Annotated in this window: 23 protein-coding genes; 15 read left to right on the top strand and 8 right to left on the bottom strand. The window is 45.3% G+C overall.

Annotated features, from left to right (window positions below; all coding sequences use genetic code 11):
* The first annotated feature begins 20 nt into the window (after nt 1-20).
* Complete coding sequence (locus tag AB4486_RS21850) at nt 21-560, top strand: SPOR domain-containing protein (protein ID WP_017061148.1); 540 nt, start codon at nt 21-23, stop codon at nt 558-560.
* A 108-nt stretch (nt 561-668) separates the two neighbouring features.
* Here AB4486_RS21850 and AB4486_RS21855 read toward each other — a convergent pair whose 3' ends face one another.
* Nucleotides 669-929, bottom strand: coding sequence for a hypothetical protein (locus AB4486_RS21855; RefSeq protein WP_017061149.1), 261 nt, complete (start codon nt 927-929; stop codon nt 669-671).
* A 298-nt stretch (nt 930-1,227) separates the two neighbouring features.
* On the opposite strand from AB4486_RS21855, the gene hslV reads away from it, so the two are divergent.
* The 4 genes from hslV to rraA all read left to right on the top strand — a co-directional run bounded on the left by hslV (nt 1,228) and on the right by rraA (nt 4,840).
* The gene (hslV, locus tag AB4486_RS21860; RefSeq protein ID WP_004729692.1) at nt 1,228-1,776 is read left to right on the top strand and encodes an ATP-dependent protease subunit HslV; all 549 of its coding nucleotides are present in this window, start codon (nt 1,228-1,230) and stop codon (nt 1,774-1,776) included.
* Nucleotides 1,777-1,834: 58 nt separating this feature from the next.
* Entirely contained in the window at nt 1,835-3,175 is a 1,341-nt protein-coding gene (gene hslU / locus AB4486_RS21865) for an HslU--HslV peptidase ATPase subunit (RefSeq protein WP_017061150.1), read from the top strand.
* Nucleotides 3,176-3,330: 155 nt separating this feature from the next.
* Nucleotides 3,331-4,248: a 1,4-dihydroxy-2-naphthoate polyprenyltransferase gene (locus AB4486_RS21870; RefSeq protein WP_017061151.1), complete on the top strand. Its 918-nt coding sequence runs from the start codon at nt 3,331-3,333 to the stop codon at nt 4,246-4,248.
* A gap of 73 nt (nt 4,249-4,321) precedes the next feature.
* A complete protein-coding gene (rraA, locus tag AB4486_RS21875; protein ID WP_017061152.1) occupies nt 4,322-4,840 on the top strand; it encodes a ribonuclease E activity regulator RraA in 519 nt (172 codons plus the stop codon).
* A 97-nt stretch (nt 4,841-4,937) separates the two neighbouring features.
* On the opposite strand, the gene zapB is transcribed toward rraA, so the two are convergent.
* Complete coding sequence (gene zapB / locus AB4486_RS21880) at nt 4,938-5,180, bottom strand: cell division protein ZapB (RefSeq protein WP_008219652.1); 243 nt, start codon at nt 5,178-5,180, stop codon at nt 4,938-4,940.
* A 324-nt stretch (nt 5,181-5,504) separates the two neighbouring features.
* Between zapB and glpX the strand changes: the two genes are divergently transcribed.
* The 3 genes from glpX (at nt 5,505) to AB4486_RS21895 (ending at nt 7,801) form a co-directional block, all read left to right on the top strand.
* Nucleotides 5,505-6,512 carry a class II fructose-bisphosphatase gene (glpX, locus tag AB4486_RS21885; RefSeq protein WP_017061153.1) on the top strand — a complete coding sequence of 336 codons (1,008 nt, stop codon included), beginning with the start codon at nt 5,505-5,507 and terminating at the stop codon, nt 6,510-6,512.
* Nucleotides 6,513-6,710: 198 nt separating this feature from the next.
* Nucleotides 6,711-7,331 carry a metalloregulator ArsR/SmtB family transcription factor gene (locus tag AB4486_RS21890; protein ID WP_017063674.1) on the top strand — a complete coding sequence of 207 codons (621 nt, stop codon included), beginning with the start codon at nt 6,711-6,713 and terminating at the stop codon, nt 7,329-7,331.
* 122 nt (nt 7,332-7,453) lie between these two features.
* Nucleotides 7,454-7,801, top strand: a complete 348-nt coding sequence (locus tag AB4486_RS21895; protein ID WP_017061155.1) for a DUF3135 domain-containing protein — start codon at nt 7,454-7,456, stop codon at nt 7,799-7,801.
* Between the two features lie 61 nt (nt 7,802-7,862).
* On the opposite strand, the gene AB4486_RS21900 is transcribed toward AB4486_RS21895, so the two are convergent.
* Both AB4486_RS21900 and AB4486_RS21905 read right to left on the bottom strand, forming a co-directional pair.
* Complete coding sequence (locus AB4486_RS21900; protein ID WP_372118605.1) at nt 7,863-8,291, bottom strand: DUF805 domain-containing protein; 429 nt, start codon at nt 8,289-8,291, stop codon at nt 7,863-7,865.
* 45 nt (nt 8,292-8,336) lie between these two features.
* On the bottom strand, nt 8,337-8,684 hold the full coding sequence (locus AB4486_RS21905) for a 5-carboxymethyl-2-hydroxymuconate Delta-isomerase (RefSeq protein WP_017061157.1): 348 nt from the start codon (nt 8,682-8,684) through the stop codon (nt 8,337-8,339).
* 249 nt (nt 8,685-8,933) lie between these two features.
* On the opposite strand from AB4486_RS21905, the gene tpiA reads away from it, so the two are divergent.
* A complete protein-coding gene (gene tpiA / locus AB4486_RS21910; protein ID WP_017061158.1) occupies nt 8,934-9,704 on the top strand; it encodes a triose-phosphate isomerase in 771 nt (256 codons plus the stop codon).
* A 149-nt stretch (nt 9,705-9,853) separates the two neighbouring features.
* Here the strand turns inward: tpiA and pfkA are convergent, their stop codons facing one another.
* The 3 genes from pfkA to AB4486_RS21925 all read right to left on the bottom strand — a co-directional run bounded on the left by pfkA (nt 9,854) and on the right by AB4486_RS21925 (nt 12,716).
* Nucleotides 9,854-10,816, bottom strand: coding sequence for a 6-phosphofructokinase (gene pfkA / locus AB4486_RS21915; protein ID WP_017061160.1), 963 nt, complete (start codon nt 10,814-10,816; stop codon nt 9,854-9,856).
* Nucleotides 10,817-11,133: 317 nt separating this feature from the next.
* Entirely contained in the window at nt 11,134-12,042 is a 909-nt protein-coding gene (gene fieF / locus AB4486_RS21920) for a CDF family cation-efflux transporter FieF (protein ID WP_029235400.1), read from the bottom strand.
* 164 nt (nt 12,043-12,206) lie between these two features.
* On the bottom strand, nt 12,207-12,716 hold the full coding sequence (locus AB4486_RS21925) for a CpxP family protein (protein WP_017071179.1): 510 nt from the start codon (nt 12,714-12,716) through the stop codon (nt 12,207-12,209).
* 178 nt (nt 12,717-12,894) lie between these two features.
* On the opposite strand from AB4486_RS21925, the gene AB4486_RS21930 reads away from it, so the two are divergent.
* The 4 genes from AB4486_RS21930 (at nt 12,895) to trmL (ending at nt 16,220) form a co-directional block, all read left to right on the top strand.
* The gene (locus AB4486_RS21930) at nt 12,895-13,584 is read left to right on the top strand and encodes a response regulator (protein WP_017063670.1); all 690 of its coding nucleotides are present in this window, start codon (nt 12,895-12,897) and stop codon (nt 13,582-13,584) included.
* A complete protein-coding gene (gene cpxA / locus AB4486_RS21935) occupies nt 13,584-14,963 on the top strand; it encodes an envelope stress sensor histidine kinase CpxA (protein WP_017061164.1) in 1,380 nt (459 codons plus the stop codon). Before AB4486_RS21930 ends, cpxA begins: the two co-directional genes overlap by 1 nt.
* Before the next feature lie 76 nt (nt 14,964-15,039).
* Nucleotides 15,040-15,657 (top strand): superoxide dismutase, encoded by a 618-nt coding sequence (locus AB4486_RS21940; protein ID WP_372118610.1) that lies wholly within the window; start codon nt 15,040-15,042, stop codon nt 15,655-15,657.
* Between the two features lie 83 nt (nt 15,658-15,740).
* Nucleotides 15,741-16,220 carry a tRNA (uridine(34)/cytosine(34)/5-carboxymethylaminomethyluridine(34)-2'-O)-methyltransferase TrmL gene (trmL, locus tag AB4486_RS21945; protein ID WP_372118612.1) on the top strand — a complete coding sequence of 160 codons (480 nt, stop codon included), beginning with the start codon at nt 15,741-15,743 and terminating at the stop codon, nt 16,218-16,220.
* A gap of 189 nt (nt 16,221-16,409) precedes the next feature.
* On the opposite strand, the gene AB4486_RS21950 is transcribed toward trmL, so the two are convergent.
* Entirely contained in the window at nt 16,410-16,934 is a 525-nt protein-coding gene (locus AB4486_RS21950) for an FxsA family protein (protein ID WP_012604974.1), read from the bottom strand.
* A gap of 284 nt (nt 16,935-17,218) precedes the next feature.
* On the opposite strand from AB4486_RS21950, the gene aspA reads away from it, so the two are divergent.
* Nucleotides 17,219-18,670 (top strand): aspartate ammonia-lyase, encoded by a 1,452-nt coding sequence (gene aspA, locus AB4486_RS21955; RefSeq protein ID WP_017063668.1) that lies wholly within the window; start codon nt 17,219-17,221, stop codon nt 18,668-18,670.
* 180 nt (nt 18,671-18,850) lie between these two features.
* Nucleotides 18,851-20,158, top strand: a complete 1,308-nt coding sequence (locus tag AB4486_RS21960) for an anaerobic C4-dicarboxylate transporter (protein ID WP_372118615.1) — start codon at nt 18,851-18,853, stop codon at nt 20,156-20,158.
* Nucleotides 20,159-20,316 lie beyond the last annotated feature (158 nt).

Below are 20,316 nucleotides of genomic sequence, written 5' to 3' on the forward strand. Positions count from 1 at the left end.
AGCAACTATTGAATTGTCTTGTGGCTAATAGAGATTATGTAAAGCGTGGTCGTGGCACGAAAAAACCAACCAAAAAACAAGCCCCTCGCCGTAAACCTTGGCGTAGTGGTCTTTTGGCGATCCTCCTTGCCGGTGGTTTTGGTTACGGACTTTACCTATTGAGTAATGATCCTGAGCCGCCAGCACCAACGCCTGTGGCAACCAAACCAAAACCTAAGCCAAAACCAGCGAAAGTGATTCCGCCGCCTCCTGAAGAGAAGTGGGACTACGTTGAAACGCTGCCAAGCCGCGAGATTGAAGTAAAAGCCAAAGAGCAGCAGATCTCTAAGATCCCTTACATCATGCAGTGTGGCGCTTACAAAACCTCGTCGCAGGCAGAAGCACGTAAGTTGGATATTGCCTTCCAAGGTATCTCAAGTGAGATTCGCAAGAAAGATGGCAGTAGCTGGTACCGTGTGGTTCTAGGTCCATACAAGTTGAAGCGTGACGCAGAGCGCGATCGCCATAAGCTGCAACGAGCGAAAATTGAACCTTGCGCTATTTGGAAAGACGGGTCTTAATCAACTCAATATATAATAGGGGGAAGAGGATTCCCCCTATTGCTGTTTGAAAGCGTTCAATAGTTCATCGCACAAGCAATACCAGTATGTTAATCAAAAGAGTGCGTTTTAACGAAACTGAGGTACTTGTTCGTAGTACTCAAGCCCAAAGTCAGTCAGGTAGACCTGCTCCTTATTTATCTCGATGTAACCAAAAAAATCCAAGTGCGCTAAAACGTTAGGAAATGGACGTTTAAGAAAAACGTTGACCGAGTTTTTTAGATGTTCTGTTGAACACTCGCCCGCCTCCTGATACATCAGATGATGCAGTATAGACAGCTCATCCAGATCCATATCTCTATTAAAAAAACTGATATTGTCACTATTCATCACACTACTCCTTATGCAGTGAATACCACTGATTAGTGAACATCATTCCTTATAAATCAAACAAAAAGTGTTAACCATTTCACGTTAGAAATTTGTTTTATCTTTTTTTATATTTATCACAAACTATTAACCCACCAACCCTTGCCACACATAGGCTCAACAGGTAATGGATGTTTGAAACAACTGGTAACATTTAGTTTTTTTGATATGACATACCATTAAAAGTGGCACTTGAATTCATGATAGTGGAGCCACATATAAGTAGTAACCATAAATAATAATCAAAAGAGGTCGACTCGTGACTACCATTGTATCTGTACGTCGTAATAATAAAGTCGTCATCGCGGGTGATGGACAAGTATCTCTGGGCAATACAGTAATGAAGGGCAACGCCCGTAAAGTACGTCGCCTATACAACAACAAAGTACTGGCCGGTTTTGCTGGCGGTACGGCTGATGCTTTCACGCTATTCGAAAAATTTGAAAGCAAGCTGCAAATGCACCAAGGCCATCTCACCAAAGCGGCAGTTGAGCTAGCGAAGGATTGGCGTAGCGACCGTGCTCTACGTAAGTTAGAAGCACTGTTAGCAGTAGCGGATGAGACCGCTTCACTGATCATCACAGGTAACGGTGACGTAGTTCAACCTGAGAACGACCTGATTGCGATCGGTTCGGGCGGAAACTTCGCTCAAGCAGCCGCTACTGCACTATTAGAAAATACTGATTTAGATGCGCGTGAAATCGCAGAAAAGTCGCTGAACATTGCAGGCGACATCTGTGTCTTCACCAACCATCACCACACTATTGAAGAACTAGAAAGCACCGTTGAGCTGCCAAAGCCAGAGTAACGACCGCTTCCATCAATAACGTTGTATTCAACAGTGATTAAAGAATTAAGGAAAAACCATGTCTGAGATGACTCCTCGCGAAATTGTTCACGAACTCAATCGCCACATTATCGGCCAAGACAACGCTAAGCGCTCAGTGGCTATCGCTCTTCGTAACCGCTGGCGCCGTATGCAGCTTGAAGAAAGCCTACGTGTTGAAGTATCGCCAAAAAACATCCTGATGATTGGCCCAACGGGTGTAGGTAAAACTGAAATCGCTCGCCGCCTAGCGAAATTAGCAAACGCGCCTTTCATCAAGGTAGAAGCGACTAAGTTCACCGAAGTGGGTTACGTTGGTAAAGAAGTTGAAACCATCATCCGTGATCTAACGGACGTTGCGATCAAGATGACGCACCAACAAGCGATGGAAAAAGTACAATACCGCGCTGAAGAACAAGCTGAAGAACGCATTCTTGATGCCCTTCTACCACCAGCGCGTGATGCTTGGGGTCAGAACGAGCAATCAACTGAAGACACAACCTCTTCAAACACTCGTCAGATTTTCCGCAAGAAACTGCGTGAAGGTAAGCTAGATGACAAAGAGATTGAAGTTGATGTAGCCGCACCGCAAATGGGCGTTGAAATCATGTCACCTCCAGGCATGGAAGAGATGACAAACCAGCTGCAAGGCATGTTCCAAAACCTAGCGGGCGACACCAAGAAAAAGCGTAAGATGAAAATCAAAGACGCATTCAAAGCACTGACGGAAGAAGAAGCTGCGAAGCTTGTGAACCAAGAAGAGCTGAAAGAGAACGCGATCTTCAACGCTGAAAACAACGGCATCGTATTCATCGATGAGATCGACAAAATCTGTAAGCGTGGCGACAGTTCAGGCCCAGATGTATCTCGCGAAGGTGTTCAGCGTGACCTACTGCCTCTTATCGAAGGCAGCACAGTATCAACCAAGCACGGTATGGTTAAAACTGACCACATCTTGTTTATCACATCAGGCGCATTCCAAGTGGCTAAGCCATCTGACCTGATCCCTGAGCTACAAGGTCGTCTACCAATCCGCGTAGAACTTGAAGCACTATCAGCACATGACTTCAAACGCATCCTAACTGAGCCAAAAGCATCTCTAACAGAGCAATACATTGCCCTAATGAAAACAGAAGATGTCAACATTGAGTTCACTGAAGATGGCATCAACCAGATTGCGGACGCAGCATGGCGCGTAAACGAAACCACTGAGAACATCGGTGCGCGTCGTCTACACACAGTGATGGAGCGTCTAATGGATGAGATTTCATTCGAAGCAACAGACAAAGCTGGCAGCAAGCTAGTGATTGATGAAGCTTACGTAACATCGAAACTTGGCGAATTCGTTGAAGACGAAGACCTAAGCCGCTTCATCCTGTAGCACACCAAACTCTAACTTATTGCTCTATCTCAAAGAAATAGCAGCTAATAAGCGAATTCAAGGCCCACTTTCGAGTGGGCTTTTTATTACCCGAAAAATGGGCGTATACTCAAATCACAGTATGAAACGAAGACTTACAAAGAATTAGACCTACGATGAAACAATCTCTACTGATCTGGCTTGATGCCGCACGACCAAAAACTCTGCCTCTCGCACTTGTCTCTATTCTTACAGGAAGTAGTTTAGCGTTCGCCGGTGGTCAGTTTTCTTTATCGATAGCCCTACTGGCATTTTTAACCGCCACCCTATTACAGATTTTATCGAACCTAGCCAATGACTATGGCGACGCCGTAAAAGGCACAGACAACGAAAATCGTCTGGGGCCAACACGTGCCATGCAATCTGGCGCGGTAACAGCGAAAACCATGAAGCAAGCGATCATCCTCAACATCGTGTTTACTATGGTCGCTGGGCTGATTCTTATTTTTCATGCCTTAACCTCGATTGAAAGTATCTTATCTTTCATTGCGTTAGGCATATTAGCCATTGTTGCTGCCATCGCTTATACCGTCGGTAATAAGCCTTATGGCTATATTGGCCTTGGCGACTTATCGGTATTTATCTTCTTCGGTTTATTAGGTGTTTCAGGGACTTACTTCTTGCACACTGGCCATGTTGAACCAAGCCTATTCCTTCCGGCATTGGGCTGTGGCTTGATGGCGGTTGCGGTACTCAATATCAACAACATGCGTGATATCGAAAACGACAGCGAATGTGGTAAGCGCACCATGGCGGTTCGCCTAGGACAACGCAAAGCCAAACACTATCATTTTGCTCTGCTTGGCCTCGCCCTTGCGTCTTTCGCTATCTACCTGCTTATTCAAGAAAAGCCGGTCTGGATCAGCCTGCCGTTTTTGCTGAGCATTATTATTGTTTACAAGCATGGCAAAGCCGTTTGGGAAACCGAAAAGCCAGCGCAAATTGCACCAATGATGCCCGTGATTGTGAAATGCTCACTGGTCACTAACCTATTGTTTGCAGGGGTTGTCGTAGCTCAAACTCTATTGAGTTAAATGAGACTAATCATTGCAAAGGGATCAAGCGCCGATATACTCAAAGTAAGCTCATTGTTCAAAAGGTATACTAATGGAATACAACACTTCAGCACTGTGCGACATATATTTGGATCAAGTTGATGTCGTGGAGCCAATGTTCAGCAACTTCGGTGGACGTGCATCCTTCGCAGGACAGATCACTACATTAAAGTGTTTTGAAGACAACGCTTTGATTCGCTCTGTACTAGAGCAAGACGGTCTGGGGCGTGTGTTGTTAATCGATGGGGGCGGCTCACTACGTAAAGCGCTGATCGATGCTGAGATAGCCCTACTTGCCGAAGACAATGAGTGGGAAGGGATTGTGGTTTACGGGTGCGTTCGTGAAGTCGATGAGCTTGAAGACATGAACCTAGGTATCCAAGCCTTGGCTTCTATCCCTGTTGGTGCGAGCCAAGAAGGTGTCGGTGAATTAGACGTTCCAGTGAACTTTGGCAGCGTGACCTTCTTACCTGAAGATTACCTCTACGCAGACAACACTGGCATCATTCTTTCTGCCGAACCTCTAGATGTAGAACTCGATTTGGATGTCGAGGAAGAAGACGTCGAGTAACTCTCACTCAGCTTCAAATAATAAAACAAATCATAAGAACACAAACAAAAACGCCCGCTACTGAGTAGCGGGCGTTTTTTTAAATCTGAAGAGTCGATTACTCTACTTCATCCATTTTACCAAGAAGGTTACGGATGCGATCTTGCCATGCTGAATGCTCTTCCTGCATTTGCTGAGTTTTTTGCTCTAGCTCGTGACGGCTTGCTTTAAGCTCACCAGCTTCTGTTGCTAGTGCTTGTTTCTCTTCTTTAAGCTCTTCCACTTCCATTTGAAGAAGTGCAATTGTATCTACTGCTGTTTGAATTTTTGCTTCTAGCTGCTCTAGTACTTCAAAAGACATTCTGGCCTACCTTTAAGTTATCCGTTTGATGGTGAAGGTTCACTCCACTTATTTCCCCATTCTACTCAGCAGAGCAAGGATAAACACTCAATATATTCGATATTTTGCGCCATTCGATGAAAAAAACAGCACTTTTTACCGAATATTGACGTGAACGATTACCGCCACAACGGCAAACCGATTATTTTGATGAATAATAACTGTTTTCCACTGCGAATTGATCGAGAGCAATCTCCAAAAAACAAAAAGGCAAACGTTTCCTTTTGGATATGGTAAAATTCGCCGCGAAATTTCTATTCCCCCTTTGAAAATTTTGGAGTCCGCATGAAACGCGATTTAGCAATGTCATTCTCTCGTGTCACAGAAGGTGCAGCACTAGCTGGTTACAAGTGGCTTGGCCGTGGCGATAAAAACGCTGCAGATGGCGCTGCTGTAGAAGTAATGCGTAGCCTATTAAACAAAACCGAAATTAGCGGTGAGATTGTTATCGGCGAAGGTGAAATCGATGATGCACCTATGCTATACATCGGCGAAAACGTAGGTGTGGGCGGCGACGCTGTCGACATCGCAGTTGACCCAATTGAAGGGACACGCATGACAGCAATGGGCCAATCAAATGCATTGGCTGTATTGGCTGCGGGCGAAAAAGGCAGCTTCCTTAAAGCGCCTGATATGTACATGGAAAAGTTGGTTGTTGGCCCTGGCGCTAAAGGCGTGATTGACCTAGAACTGCCACTAACAGAAAACCTAGAAAACATCGCTAAAGCACTAGGTAAAACACTTGATACTCTAGTCGTAACCACGCTTGCTAAGCCTCGTCATGATCAAGTCATCGCCGACATGCAAGCAATGGGCGTTCGTGTATTTGCTGTGCCAGACGGTGATGTTGCGGCTTCTATCTTAACCTGTATGCCAGACAGTGAAGTAGACGTCATGTACTGCATCGGCGGCGCACCTGAAGGTGTGGTCTCGGCGGCGGTAATTCGCGCACTCGACGGCGACATGCACGGTCGTCTTCTACCTCGCCACGAAGTGAAAGGCGACACAGAAGAGAACCGCAAGCACGGTGAACTTGAACTTGAGCGCTGCGCAGAAATGGGCGTAACGGCGGGTATCGTATTGAAGATGGAAGACATGGCACGCAGCGACAACGTTGTATTCTCAGCAACAGGCATCACTAAGGGTGACTTGCTAGAAGGTATTTCTCGTCAAGGTAATATCGCAACCACAGAAACCCTGCTTATCCGTGGCCGCTGCCGTACAATTCGCCGCATCAAATCTATCCACTACCTAGAGCGTAAAGATCCAGAAGTAGTAGGTCATATCCTGTAAGCCTAAATTCGGTGAAACAGAATATTCCAAGGCTGATACCTAGTATCAGCCTTTTGTTTTATTAGCGCACCAGAATCTGACCATGGCAGCCAATAGAGTAAAACGCTATCTATAGAGTAAATTATCATCAATATAGTAAATGGTTTGCTTTATAAACACCTTGCCTCATAATAGTAAGGTTCATTAGGTAGGGATAGTATGAAAACAAGCGACAGAATCTTACAGACCATTAAGCGTCAAGGCGCGGTAACCGCGAAACAACTGTCAGAAGAATTTGGCATGACGACAATGGGGGCAAGGCAACATCTGCAAAGCCTGGAAGATGACGGTATTCTTGCGTTTCATGATGTGAAAGTGAAAGTGGGTCGCCCGACTCGCCACTGGTCCCTGACTCAACAAGGTCATAACCAATTTTCAGACCGACATGGTGAACTCACCATTCAAGTGATTGATGCTGTCGAGAATCTATTTGGTAAAGAAGGGCTGGCTAAGGTTGCTGCCGAGCGTGAACAACACACTCTTAAGCAGTATCAAACTGCGCTGTCTGGCTGTGATTCACTCATCAGCAAGCTTAAAAAACTCACCCAGCTTCGTGAAGACGAAGGCTACATGGCTGAGCTTCAAGAACATGATGATCACTACATCTTGATTGAGAACCACTGCCCTATCTGTAAGGCTGCAACTCGCTGCCCTAGCCTGTGCCAATCTGAGCTCAACGTGTTTACTGAGTTACTAAAAGATGAGTGTCACGTGAGCCGTACAGAGCACATCATTGCTGGCGAACGACGCTGCACTTACACCTTAACACCCGCCCTTTGATTGCAAAGGTAATCGGCTAATACCGTCTCAATATTGAGAAAATACAAATAGATTAAAATTTGTACAGATTTCTTTCTTAAGCTTAGAGCATATGAAACACGCTTAATGCTAAGGAAGGAATGATGGCGCATCCACAACCCGCTCAAAAACTGCCACCCTTTGATGAACTTGTCCAACTCGCGAAAAGCGACCCGAAAGCATTCAATCAATTCAAACACGAGATGTGCGAACAGATGATTTGTTCGGCTTCAGACGTAATGCAAGACCGACTTCGTGCGCAGCAAAGTCACATCGACTTAGTGGTTAGCCGTTGTAAAAACCCACACCACGCCAATGTCGTACTCATGCAAGAGCTGCGCTGTCAGGTCTGTAAGTTCCAAGATGCACTCGAAGGGCGCTGCGGCTTTGAAGAATCTCTGCCTGAAAATGTCGTGCCTTTTAAGCCGAATACCGAACCTAAAATGTACTGAAATTAGCAAAGCACTAAAAAGAAAAAGGGAGCGTAATGCCCCCTTCTTATTGGTTCGCTGTTCAATATTTACATGGGTCTTCGCCGTAGTCATTACGGCCTTCTGTACCTTTCAACAAACCACACTCAATCAGAATCCAGAAACCACACACTAATGCCGCGACGGTTGCCGCCATATGAATTGGCGATACCGGCTCTGTCGTCGTTGCAACCATTGGCGAAGCTAAACGACCCAATACTAATGGCACATTCAATAGTAGCCAGTAATTAGACTTATTGCGGTCGTGCCAGCGCTTAGCGGTTACCGCAAGGTCTGGGATCACAAGCATCAATAGGATGATTGGTAGCAGGATATAAGAGTAAGCAGGGAACAACACAGAGATACCTGAAGCAAAACCGATAATCGCTATGTAGTAGAAAACATTCCAAATCCAGTAAGTCTTACGACCAATTCTCCCCTTGAAAGAGAGCAGTAATTCTTTCATCGACATCTTAAATACTCAAATTTATACGCCGCTAAAAGTCAGCAGCAATGGTTAGTTTATTACTTTTTGAAAGCAACTTTTATCCATATCACGAATATTCACCGTTAAGCTTCTTACATGACTCGCTTGTTCTTGCAGGATCTGCATTAACGATCGTGACAATTCTCGCTTTTGCTCTTCCGTTCGTCCCGAAAGTAACTCAAAGCTGATATGAATAAAGTCTACACTATCTTCCTCATCACCGACCAACCAATTATGGCAACGCAGTGAACGAGATTTCACTGATGGCACATCAAACAAGCCACATGTGAGAGCGACTTGGTGGAGATCTTCCAGTAAGCCTTGGATATTTACTCGCTCATCCACTGAATTGGAGTACTCTAGAACTAGATTCGGCATTGTTACTTCCTGTTGTTAACGCAATCGTTTGTCCCTTAATAACAACTAACGATGAAAAATCCGAGAAGTTAGCTATTATTCTGTCTGCCGGATCACTGATATATGCTCAAAATCTACTCTGACCATTGAGTAAGATCCAAGAAAGTCATGACCACAGTCATGATCTGTTGATATTAATCTGTTATATTATTTCGTAATAAAGTTTACTTTTTTACATTCGATTTATTTAAATACTTTGGAGATATTCCTATGCGTCATCCTGTAGTTATGGGTAACTGGAAACTAAACGGCAGCAAAGAAATGGTTGTTGATCTACTAAACGGTCTTAACGCTGAACTTGAAGGCGTAACAGGCGTAGACGTAGCAGTTGCTCCACCAGCACTTTTCGTTGATCTAGCAGAGCGTACGCTTACTGAAGCGGGCAGCGCGATCATCCTAGGTGCTCAAAACTCTGACCTAAACAACAGCGGTGCATTCACTGGCGACATGTCTCCAGCAATGCTTAAAGAGTTCGGCGCATCTCACATCATCATCGGTCACTCTGAGCGTCGTGAATACCACAACGAATCAGATGAGTTCGTAGCTAAGAAATTCGCATTCCTAAAAGAGAACGGCCTAACTCCAGTTCTTTGTATCGGTGAATCTGAAGCACAAAACGAAGCAGGCGAAACTGTTGCAGTATGTGCTCGTCAACTTGACGCTGTTATCAACACTCAAGGTGTTGAAGCTCTTGAAGGCGCTATCATCGCTTACGAACCAATCTGGGCTATCGGTACTGGTAAAGCAGCTACAGCTGAAGATGCACAACGCATCCACGCTCAAATCCGTGCACACATCGCAGAGAAATCTGAAGAAGTTGCTAAGAAAGTTGTTATCCAATACGGCGGTTCTGTTAAGCCAGAAAACGCAGCAGCTTACTTCGCACAACCAGACATCGACGGTGCTCTAGTTGGCGGCGCAGCTCTAGACGCGAAAAGCTTCGCAGCTATCGCTAAAGCAGCAGCTGAAGCAAAAGCTTAATTTAAACCTCACCGTTTAGATTAGATGAAAGGTCAACTTAGGTTGGCCTTTTTTATTACCTGTCGTTTCTGAAACCCAAACGGCGGGCACAAAAAAACCGCTGAATAATCAGCGGTTTTTAAATTCTTTAAGCGAACGCTAAGCGTGGCTTAGAACAACTCTTCTGCAACGCGGAACAGCTCAGAACGGTCTGGATTCTGCATGTTCTCGATACAATCGATGATGTCGTGGTGAACAAGTTCTTCTTTCTCGATACCCACACAACGACCACCGTGACCTTCTTGAAGAAGGTGAACAGCGTAGTTACCCATGCGAGAAGCCAATACACGGTCAAATGCAGTAGGACGACCACCACGTTGGATGTGACCAAGAACCGTTGCACGAGTTTCACGACCTGTTGAAGATTCAATCTCTTTAGCCAGTTCGTTAGCATCCATCATTAGCTCAGTTAGAGCGATGATTGCGTGCTTCTTACCTTTCGCAATACCATCTTGGATGTTGCTGATAAGCTGTTCTTTATCTAGGCCAGTCTCTGGAGTAATGATGTACTCACAACCACCCGCGATTGCTGACATAAGCGTAAGATCACCACAGTGACGGCCCATGATTTCAACAATAGAAATACGTTGGTGAGAAGAAGACGTGTCACGTAGACGGTCAATTGAATCAATAACAGTGTTAAGCGCTGTTAGGTAACCGATTGTGTAGTCAGTACCCGCGATATCGTTATCGATTGTGCCTGGAAGACCGATACATGGATAACCCATTTCAGTCAGCTTCTTAGCACCCATGTAAGAACCGTCACCACCGATAACAACAAGTGCTTCGATACCGTGCTTCTTAAGGTTCTCAATGCCTTTCTCACGAACAGCAACGTCTTTAAATTCAGGGAAACGTGCAGAACCTAAGAAAGTACCACCACGGTTGATCACGTCAGATACGCTTGAACGGTCAAGCTTTTCGATACGGTCTTCAACAAGGCCTTGGTAGCCATCGTAAATACCGTAAACTTCAATGCCAACTGATAACGCAGTACGAACAACGCCGCGAACTGCTGCGTTCATACCTGGAGCGTCACCACCACTGGTCAAAACACCGATCTTCTTAATCATGCTCACCCTCGATTTTTGGGAATCTATTATTCAATTCTTGTTCTTGCTGATTGTATATCAACAAGATTTTAAATCTATATTTGTGCGTTATGTTACATTTCCTCAACAGGAATAGCACTCAAATCGCGTAAAATTATGTAACATTTCTACTTCTGTAAGAGTATTACAGTTTTACTCAATAACTTTGTTGATTCACATCAGAATCAACATTAATTGTTACTAAGGTGGTTTTTGAATCACCTAACAGTTAATAATTTTTACTCACTTTAGTTCAAAAGCCACTCACTTACCATTTGCCCGCTGATTTTTAGCACGCATTACCACGAGTGGAATTTCTGCTGCTTCTCTGGTCCAAATACGACCGAATACGGGTCTTGGTGAATTAATACATCAGCATCAGGGAACACGGAGATAAGCTTAGCCTCTACTTCGTCAGAAATGCGATGCGCTTCAATAAGTGGGATATTATCTTCCAATTCTAGATGCAGTTGGATGAAGCGTATTGGCCCCGAGCGACGCGTTCGTAATTGATGCACACCCAACACGCCTTCCACGCTCAATGATGTCTCTTTAATCTGTTTCAGCTCATCATCTGGCAGCTTATGATCAAGCAGAGACTGAACCGCTTCCATCGCCATTTGATAAGCGCTGTACAGAATGTAGATACCGATACCGACCGCGAATACTGAGTCCGCCTGACCAATCCCAAACCAGCTCAATGCCAGTGCCAGCATGATCGCAGCGTTCATATAAAGGTCTGATTGATAGTGCAGAGAGTCGGCCGCAATAGCTTGGCTGCCTGTTTTGTTGACCACATGCTTTTGGAATCGAACCAAACCGAAGGTCATCACCATCGCAAATAAGCTGACATAGATACCAATCTCTGGAGAATTCAGTTCATGAGGTCGGAAGAAGCGCTCAATACCATTGAGAATAAGGAAACATGCAGAGCCTGAAATAAACATCGCCTGCGCTAATGCGGCAAGCGATTCAGCCTTACCATGACCAAAGGTATGTTCTTTGTCGGCAGGCTGGAGAGAGTAGCGAACCACGATAAGATTGACGACAGAGGCCGCGATATCCAACATTGAATCCACTACGGAAGCCAACAGACTCACAGAACCTGTCACCCACCACGCTGCGACTTTCACTATCAATAAGATAGTGGCGATGGTTGTGGCTGCCCAAGCGGCGAGCGTAACTAAACGTGCGTATTCTTGTTTCATAATTTGGCTATAAAGTGACTGATAGCACAAAGTATAACCTGCAAACAATCAATTGAATATGACAGCTCGGATGTAAAACATTCATTTCTAGGGATCAAAAAAAGCGGCACTCGGCCGCTTCTTTCTCAACACTGTCATTCAATCCGGCTTTCTCAAGCCATGAATTACTTGTCTTTGTTCATGCGTTTTTCCATTTTGTCCGCACACTTAGTCATGCGCTCTTGCTGGATTTCTTTCAATTGAGTCTTTTGCTCAGCCGTTAGTACGCTCATCATTTGGTGTTGTTTCTTAAGCATTGCTACGCGACGCTCAGTTTGCTTCTCAACCATTTGGCTTGCTAGGTCGTTTGCTGCTGCTTCGTCAAAGTTGTCAGCAAGTACCAATGCTTGAACCTTTTCGTGATGCGCTTTCATTTGCGCCATTTTTGCCGTTTTGTTTGCACCGCGCTTTGCTTTCATCTCAGCACGGTCTGCTTCACGCATCTCTTTTAACTGTTCTTTTTGAGCGTCGGTTAGGTCTAGTTGGCGCATTACTTTTTTATCGAAACCGCCACACTTGTCGTGCATACCTTTGTGGTCACCTTTATCACCACCACCGTAAGCATACGCGCTTGCTGTACCAAAAATAAGTGGAAGTGCCGCAGCTGCTAGTACAAGTTTCTTAGTCATTTTCATAATTGTTGCCTCAATTCGGTATAATAAGTCATGTGTTGCGTCTGTTTCTCAGCGCTTGAATATAGATTAGTCTTTCCCTCGTAAAGTGACGTTTAGAAAGCGTAAAGAATCGTAAAGAGTGAAAGTTGACGAATAATTAGCAGTATTATTAACCTAACTAAATGATTAAGGCTTCCCAATGGCGAACATTCTTCTTATTGATGACGACACCGAGTTAACCAGCTTACTCAAAGACATTCTGAGCTTTGAGGGCTTCACTGTTTCCGAAGCCAATGATGGCTATGCAGGGCTGGAAGCTATCAATGATGAGATTGACCTGATTCTTTTGGATGTGATGATGCCGCGTCTTAATGGCATGGAAACACTAAAGAAACTGAGAGAAAATTGGGAAACACCAGTGCTGATGCTGACCGCAAAAGGCGAAGAGATCGACCGTGTGATTGGTCTTGAGCTTGGCGCGGACGATTACCTGCCTAAACCTTTCAGTGACCGAGAATTGTTAGCGCGTATTAGAGCTATCTTGCGTCGAACTCAAACCGCCACCGCGCCTAAAGCGGCCAGTGATAGAGTTCAATATCAAGACATCGAAGTTTTCCCGGGTAAACAAGAAGCCTACTGCAATGGTGAGCTCATCGATCTCACCACCACCGAGTTCGCTCTACTGAGTCACCTTATCCAAAACCCAGGGCAAGTGATCACCAAAGAAGCATTGAGCCTAGATGTATTAGGTAAAAGGCTCGCAGCGTTTGACCGTGCGATAGACATGCACATCTCCAACCTGCGTAAGAAAATTCCTGAGCGCACTGACGGTAAATCACGCATCAAAACCTTACGAGGCCGTGGCTACTTATTGGTAGAGGAAGATTAATGCGTATACCTAAAATCACCAGCTTATATGGACGTATCTTTGCTATCTTTTGGTTCACCATGTTACTGGTGCTTTTGTCGGTGCTGTCACTTCCCCATTTAGACCCTCGAGTCGCGCGCGATGTGCCTGCAGATCACCTCGATAAACTCGAGCGTATCGCTAAAATCACAGAGAAACGCTACGCCAAAGAACCAAATCTGGGCAAGATTGTCTTCCAACTGGAGGCGCCACGCAGCCGCAAGGATTCTAGAGCTCGCATCTACCTGACCGATCTTGAGGGCGCAGTCCTTACCTCGAAAAGGCATTCAGACTATAAGCTAAAGGCGATTCGTAACTTTGTTACCTCGATAGATAACCCTGAAGTGCCGAAACAAAAACTGTACGGACACTACATGGTGGCAGGTCCAGTACCCATCAAACTCGCGGGTGAAGAGTTGTTGATGTACGCCGGAATAAAGTGGACTCAACCACCTCCGTTCTTGTTACGCCTGTTTGATAGACCTCTGCAGTTACTGCTTGCGGTTATGCTAGCGAGTACCCCGCTATTGCTTTGGCTAGCTTGGGCACTGAGTCAACCCGCTCGCAGGCTAGAACGCGCGGCACAACGCGTGGCGAAAGGTCAATTCGAGGTCGATCCAACACTCGAAAAAGGTACTTCAGAGTTCAGACAAGCTGGTGAAAGCTTTAACCAGATGGTAGAAGCGGTAAACCAGATGATTTCGGGGCAACAACGCCTGCTCTCTGATATCTCACACGAGCTCCGCTCGCCACTGACACGTCTTCGCATGGCCAATGCACTGGCGATTCGTAAACAAGGCGAGAGCCAAGAGTTAGAACGCATTGATACCGAAGCACAGCGTTTGGAACAGATGATCAGTGAGCTGCTAACGCTATCTCGTATGCAGGTCGACAGCCATATTACTCGTGAGGTTCAGCCTATCTCGAGCCTATGGGAAGAGATCTTAAAAGACGCAGAGTTTGAAGCCGAACAGATGGGCAAACAACTGACGTTCTCGGAGATCCCAGAACGCTCTATTTCGGGGAACCCTAAACTGCTGATGAGTGCGCTAGACAACATTACACGCAATGCCATCTACTACGGTAAAGACCAAGTGGATGTACAGTTCCATGTGGTTCAAGATCAGCTAACAATTTGCGTCAATGATAATGGTGATGGTGTTCCAGAGGATGAACTCGATTCTATCTTCAGACCTTTCTACCGTGTCTCAACAGCGCGTGACAGAAACTCTGGCGGCACAGGGCTTGGATTAACCATTACTGAAAGTGCGATTCGCCAACACAGCGGAACCATCACCGCAACCCGCAGCCAGCTCGGTGGATTACAACTCGAAATCACGCTGCCTATCTTACCGGTGTAATACCCCCACAAAGATCACAGTTGATAATGATTGTTATTATCATTATGGTAAATCCTCTAATTAAGGAGGATTTACCATGTCGCACACTTTCCCTGCTTTACCCTACGCTTACGATGCCCTAGAGCCTTACATTGACGCTAAGACAATGGAAGTGCATTACAGCAAGCACCATAGAACCTACTACGATAAGTTTGTTGCGGCAGTGTCTGGCAGCGAGCTAGAACAGCAATCTCTGACCGAGATCTTTGCCAACATATCTCAGCACAGCCCTGCCGTGCGTAACAATGGCGGCGGCTACTACAATCACATCTTGTATTGGAATTGCATGTCGCAAGACGGTGGTGGTGAACCTACGGGCGAGCTTGGTGAGGCTATCAAGAGTACCTTCGGTGATTTCGAGATATTCCAAGATCAGTTCGCCCAAGCGGCGATCAATACCTTTGGCTCCGGCTTTGCTTGGCTAGTGGTAGAGCAAGGGCAACTGAAGATCATCTCAACCTCGAACCAAGATAATCCGTGGATGGATACCGTGGCGAGTGATGGCGAACCGATTCTCGCGCTCGATGTTTGGGAACACGCCTACTACATCAGCTACCAAAACCGTCGTCCTGATTACATCAATGCATGGTGGAATGTGGTGAATTGGAATGCCGTATCTGAAAACTACGCGCAAGCACTAACGAACCAAGCGTAAGCGAATGGTGACGGTGGCGAACTGTACTCACTCAGCTTGCCACCGTATACTCGGGCTATCTTTGATTACTCTTGTGAACCAACATGTTTGATATCGCTCTATACGAACCAGAAATTGCACCCAATACGGGTAACATCATCCGCCTATGTGCTAACTGCGGCGCAAATCTGCACCTGATTGAACCGCTTGGCTTTGATTTTGAAGAGAAGAAGGTTCGTCGTGCTGGCTTGGATTACCACGACCTTGCGCGAGTTAAGCGTCACAAGAACCTAGAAGCTTTCCTTGAGTATCTAGAGAATGAACGTGAGGGTGATTTCCGCATCTTTGCTTGCACCACAAAAACGACAGGCCACCACGTTGATGCGAAATTCCAACAAGGCGATGTGCTGATGTTTGGCCCTGAGACTCGCGGCCTGCCTGCTGAGTTCATTGAAAGCATGCCAATGGAACAACGCATTCGTATTCCAATGATGCCAGACGCGCGCAGCCTGAACCTGTCTAACGCAGTGGCAATCATTGCTTTTGAAGCATGGCGACAAATGGGTTTTGAAAGCGCGGTATAACCGAACACTCAAGCTTATCTTTTATCTTTTATCTGTTATCTGTTATCTGTTATCTGTTATCGATAGTAAACAGTAAGTAACAGCTAGCGACAGACAATAAAAAAGGCTCTTACCATTATCACTTTCTTGCGAAGGATAAAGGTAAGAGCCTTTTTTGTTTTCCCTCTATATAAAGAGAGAAAAAATTAATTAGTTTAAGCGGTTACGATCGTTGTCGTCGTCTTTCTTCTCAAACTCACCTTCAAAGGTGTTGCCGTCTTTTGATTGGTCAGATGGATCGCGATTGAATGGGTCTTGTCCAAATGGGCTCTGGCCAAAACCAGCTTGCCCACCCGCATGGAAACCGCCAGACATATTAGTCACCACCATTTTTTCCATCATTTTCTTGGCAATCATCGCTCTTGGTGCTGGCAGTAATACCAACATACCGAGTGCGTCCGTCATAAAGCCCGGAGTCAGCAGCAATACACCGGCAACTGCAAGCATCACGCCTTCAAGAATCTGTTGTGCTGGCATTTCGCCTTGTTGCAAACGACCTTGCACAGACATAAGTGTCTGAATGCCTTGGCTACGAACCAGCGATGCACCCACAAATGCAGTGATCAGAACCAACGCAATAGTTGGCCACAATCCTAAGAAGCCACCAACTTGAATAAATAGCCCAATCTCAATGATGGGTACGAAGATAAATAGTAATAATAAGATAGGAAACACACGCCCTCCTTTGTTACTTGCAGTTTACGCTGAAAGCCCTAACAATCTCAAATTTATCCTGTAAATAAGCGTGTTTATTGACCAAGAATAACTTTGCAAAATATTGACGAAACAAAACCGAAAAAGGTGATCCACTTAATATTTTTATGCGCTAAGTACAGTATCATGTGCCACATAAGTCAGGACGGATTTATCAGCCCAATATTCTAGCGAACGGAGTATTTGCACACAGAATAGGCTAATAACTAACTATATAATCAGAATAATTCTCTAAGGATCCTGTTATGGCTACTCAATCAGAAGCTCAAGTTGAAGCTCCTCAAGCTACTCGTCTCGAAGAAGATCTATTAGGTCAACGTCATGTTCCGGCTGATGCTTACTACGGCATCCACACTCTACGCGCAGTTGAAAACTTCAACATCTCAAATGTAACGATCTCAGATGTACCTGAATTCGTTCGCGGTATGGTGATGACTAAGAAAGCGGCGGCTTTAGCAAACAAAGAGTTAGGTGTAATTCCAAGCGAAGTGGCTAAATACATCATCCAAGCTTGTGACCTAATTCTAGACACGGGTAAGTGCATGGATCAGTTCCCATCGGACGTTTTCCAAGGTGGTGCTGGTACTTCTGTAAACATGAACGCAAACGAAGTTGTTGCGAACGTGGCTCTTGAACTTATGGGCAAAGAAAAAGGCCAATACGAGTTCATCAACCCGAACGACCATGTAAACCGCAGCCAATCTACAAACTGTGCTTACCCAACTGGCTTCCGTATCTCTGTTTACAACAGCGTTCGTAAACTGATTGATGCGATCGAATACCTAAAAGGTGCATTCGAGCTTAAGAGCCAAGAATTCAACACGATTTTGAAGATGGGTCGTACTCAGCTTCAAGACGCAGTTCCAATGACGGTTGGCCAAGAGTTCCACGCTTGGGCTGTAACCATCAATGAAGAAATCAAAAACCTAGAATACACTTCAAAACTACTGCTTGAAGTAAACCTAGGCGCAACGGCTATCGGTACAGGTCTGAACGCAGCACCGGGTTACCAAGGCCTAGCAGTGAAACACCTAGCAGAAGTAACAGGCCTAGAGTGTGTAGCGGCTGAAGATTTAATCGAAGCAACGTCTGACTGTGGCGCATACGTAATGACGCACGGCGCACTTAAACGTCTAGCAGTTAAGCTATCTAAGATCTGTAACGACTTGCGTCTACTTTCTTCAGGTCCACGTACTGGTTTGAACGAGCTAAACCTACCTGAACTGCAAGCAGGTTCTTCAATCATGCCTGCTAAAGTAAACCCAGTTGTACCTGAAGTAGTAAACCAAGTTTGCTTCAAAGTTCTAGGTAACGACAACACGGTTTCTTTCGCTGCGGAAGGTGGTCAACTTCAACTGAACGTAATGGAACCTGTTATTGCACAAAGCATGTTTGAGTCTCTAGACATTCTGACAAACGCTTGTGTGAACCTGCGCGACAAGTGTGTAGACGGCATTACGGTAAACAAAGAAGTATGTGAAGCGCACGTATTTAACTCTATCGGTATCGTCACTTACCTAAACCCATACATTGGCCACCACGAAGGTGACATTGTTGGTAAGATCTGTGCAGAAACAGGTAAGAGTGTTCGTGATGTAGTTCTAGAACGCGGTTTATTGACCGAAGAAGAACTTGATGACATTTTCTCTGTTGAAAATTTGATGCATCCTCAGTATAAAGCGAAGCGCTACGAATAAAGTTAGCGAGAAAGGGTTCCAAACGGAGCCCTTTTTTAGGCTCCAATACGGTTAACCATGATTATTTTGTGGATTTCCGTTGGTTGCGCTTTTGCCAAATTGAATCTAAACCATAGAACTATTATGTGAACATTCCAGCGGCGAATGTTCACATAATAAAATCTAAATGAGGTGTTACTTATGATTGCAGTAGAACTGTTTGTCGTCCTGCTCTTTATCTTTTTGGGGGCCAGAATTGGCGGTATCGGTATTGGTTTTGCCGGTGGTGCTGGTGTTATTGCCCTTTCACTTATTCTTGGCGTTCCAACAAGCCAATCTTTCATCCCGATCGACGTAATCTTGATCATCATGTCAGTTATCACCGCAATTGCTGCAATGCAAGTTGCTGGCGGTATGGACTGGTTGGTACAAATTGCCGAAAACTTTTTGCGTAAACACCCTGAACGCATCACCTTTTACGCGCCGATTGTGACCTTTGTAATGACATTAATGGCGGGTACTGGTCACACAGCATTCTCTACGCTTCCTGTTATTGCAGAAGTAGCGAAAGGCCAAGGTGTTCGTCCTTCTCGTCCACTGTCTATCGCAGTTGTCGCTTCTCAAATTGCTATCACAGCTTCGCCAATCTCGGCTGCAGTTGTGGCTTTCGCAGCAATGTTGGCACCATTTGGTGTTGATTACCTAACGCTATTGATGGTTTGTATCCCAACAACCTTCATCGCTTGTATGGTTGGTGCGGTTGTTGCTAACTACATGGGTAGCGAATTGAAAGACGATCCTGTTTATCAAGAACGTCTAGAGAAAGGTCTAATCAAGCTAGCAACAGAAGAGAAACGCGAAATTCTACCTACAGCGAAGAAAGCAACGTACATCTTCCTAGCTGCAATTGGTTTCGTGGTTTGTTACGCAGCGGCTATCTCTAGCTCTGTTGGCCTAATTGAAAACCCGGCGCTAGGTCGTAACGAAGCGATCATGTCTGTAATGCTGGCAGCAGCAGCGGCTATCGTGATGTTCACTAAGATTGATGCAGCGAAGATTTCTTCAGCACCAACGTTCCGTTCTGGTATGACGGCATGTGTATGTGTACTTGGTGTGGCTTGGTTAGGTTCAACGTTTGTAAACGCACACGTTGGTGAAATCAAAGACGTAGCAGGCGCTCTACTGGCTGACTACCCATGGATGCTGGCTCTTGTTCTGTTCTTCGCTTCTATGCTGCTTTACTCTCAAGGCGCAACAACAGTTGCACTGATGCCTGCAGCACTAGCGATTGGCGTAGCACCACTAACAGCCGTTGCTTCTTTTGCTGCGGTAAGTGCGCTGTTCGTACTTCCAACTTACCCTACGCTACTAGCAGCGGTTGAGATGGATGACACAGGCTCAACGCGTATCGGTAACTACGTATTCAACCACCCATTCTTCATTCCAGGAGTGGTAACAATCAGTACTGCGGTAGCACTCGGCTTCGCATTCGGCGGTCTGTTTATCTAACATTCGCTGGTGATTGAACATTTAAAAGGAAGCTTCGGCTTCCTTTTTTGTTTTCTGCTCAATGTGTTATTTGATACGCATCAAATAACCATTATAAACTTTAAAAACCGCCTAAAAAATAAAGTTTGAATAAAATTCCAAGATTATTCTGCCTAATC

It is taken from the genome of Vibrio sp. 10N.222.55.C6 (assembly GCF_041473395.1).
Lineage (GTDB): Bacteria > Pseudomonadota > Gammaproteobacteria > Enterobacterales > Vibrionaceae > Vibrio > Vibrio crassostreae_C.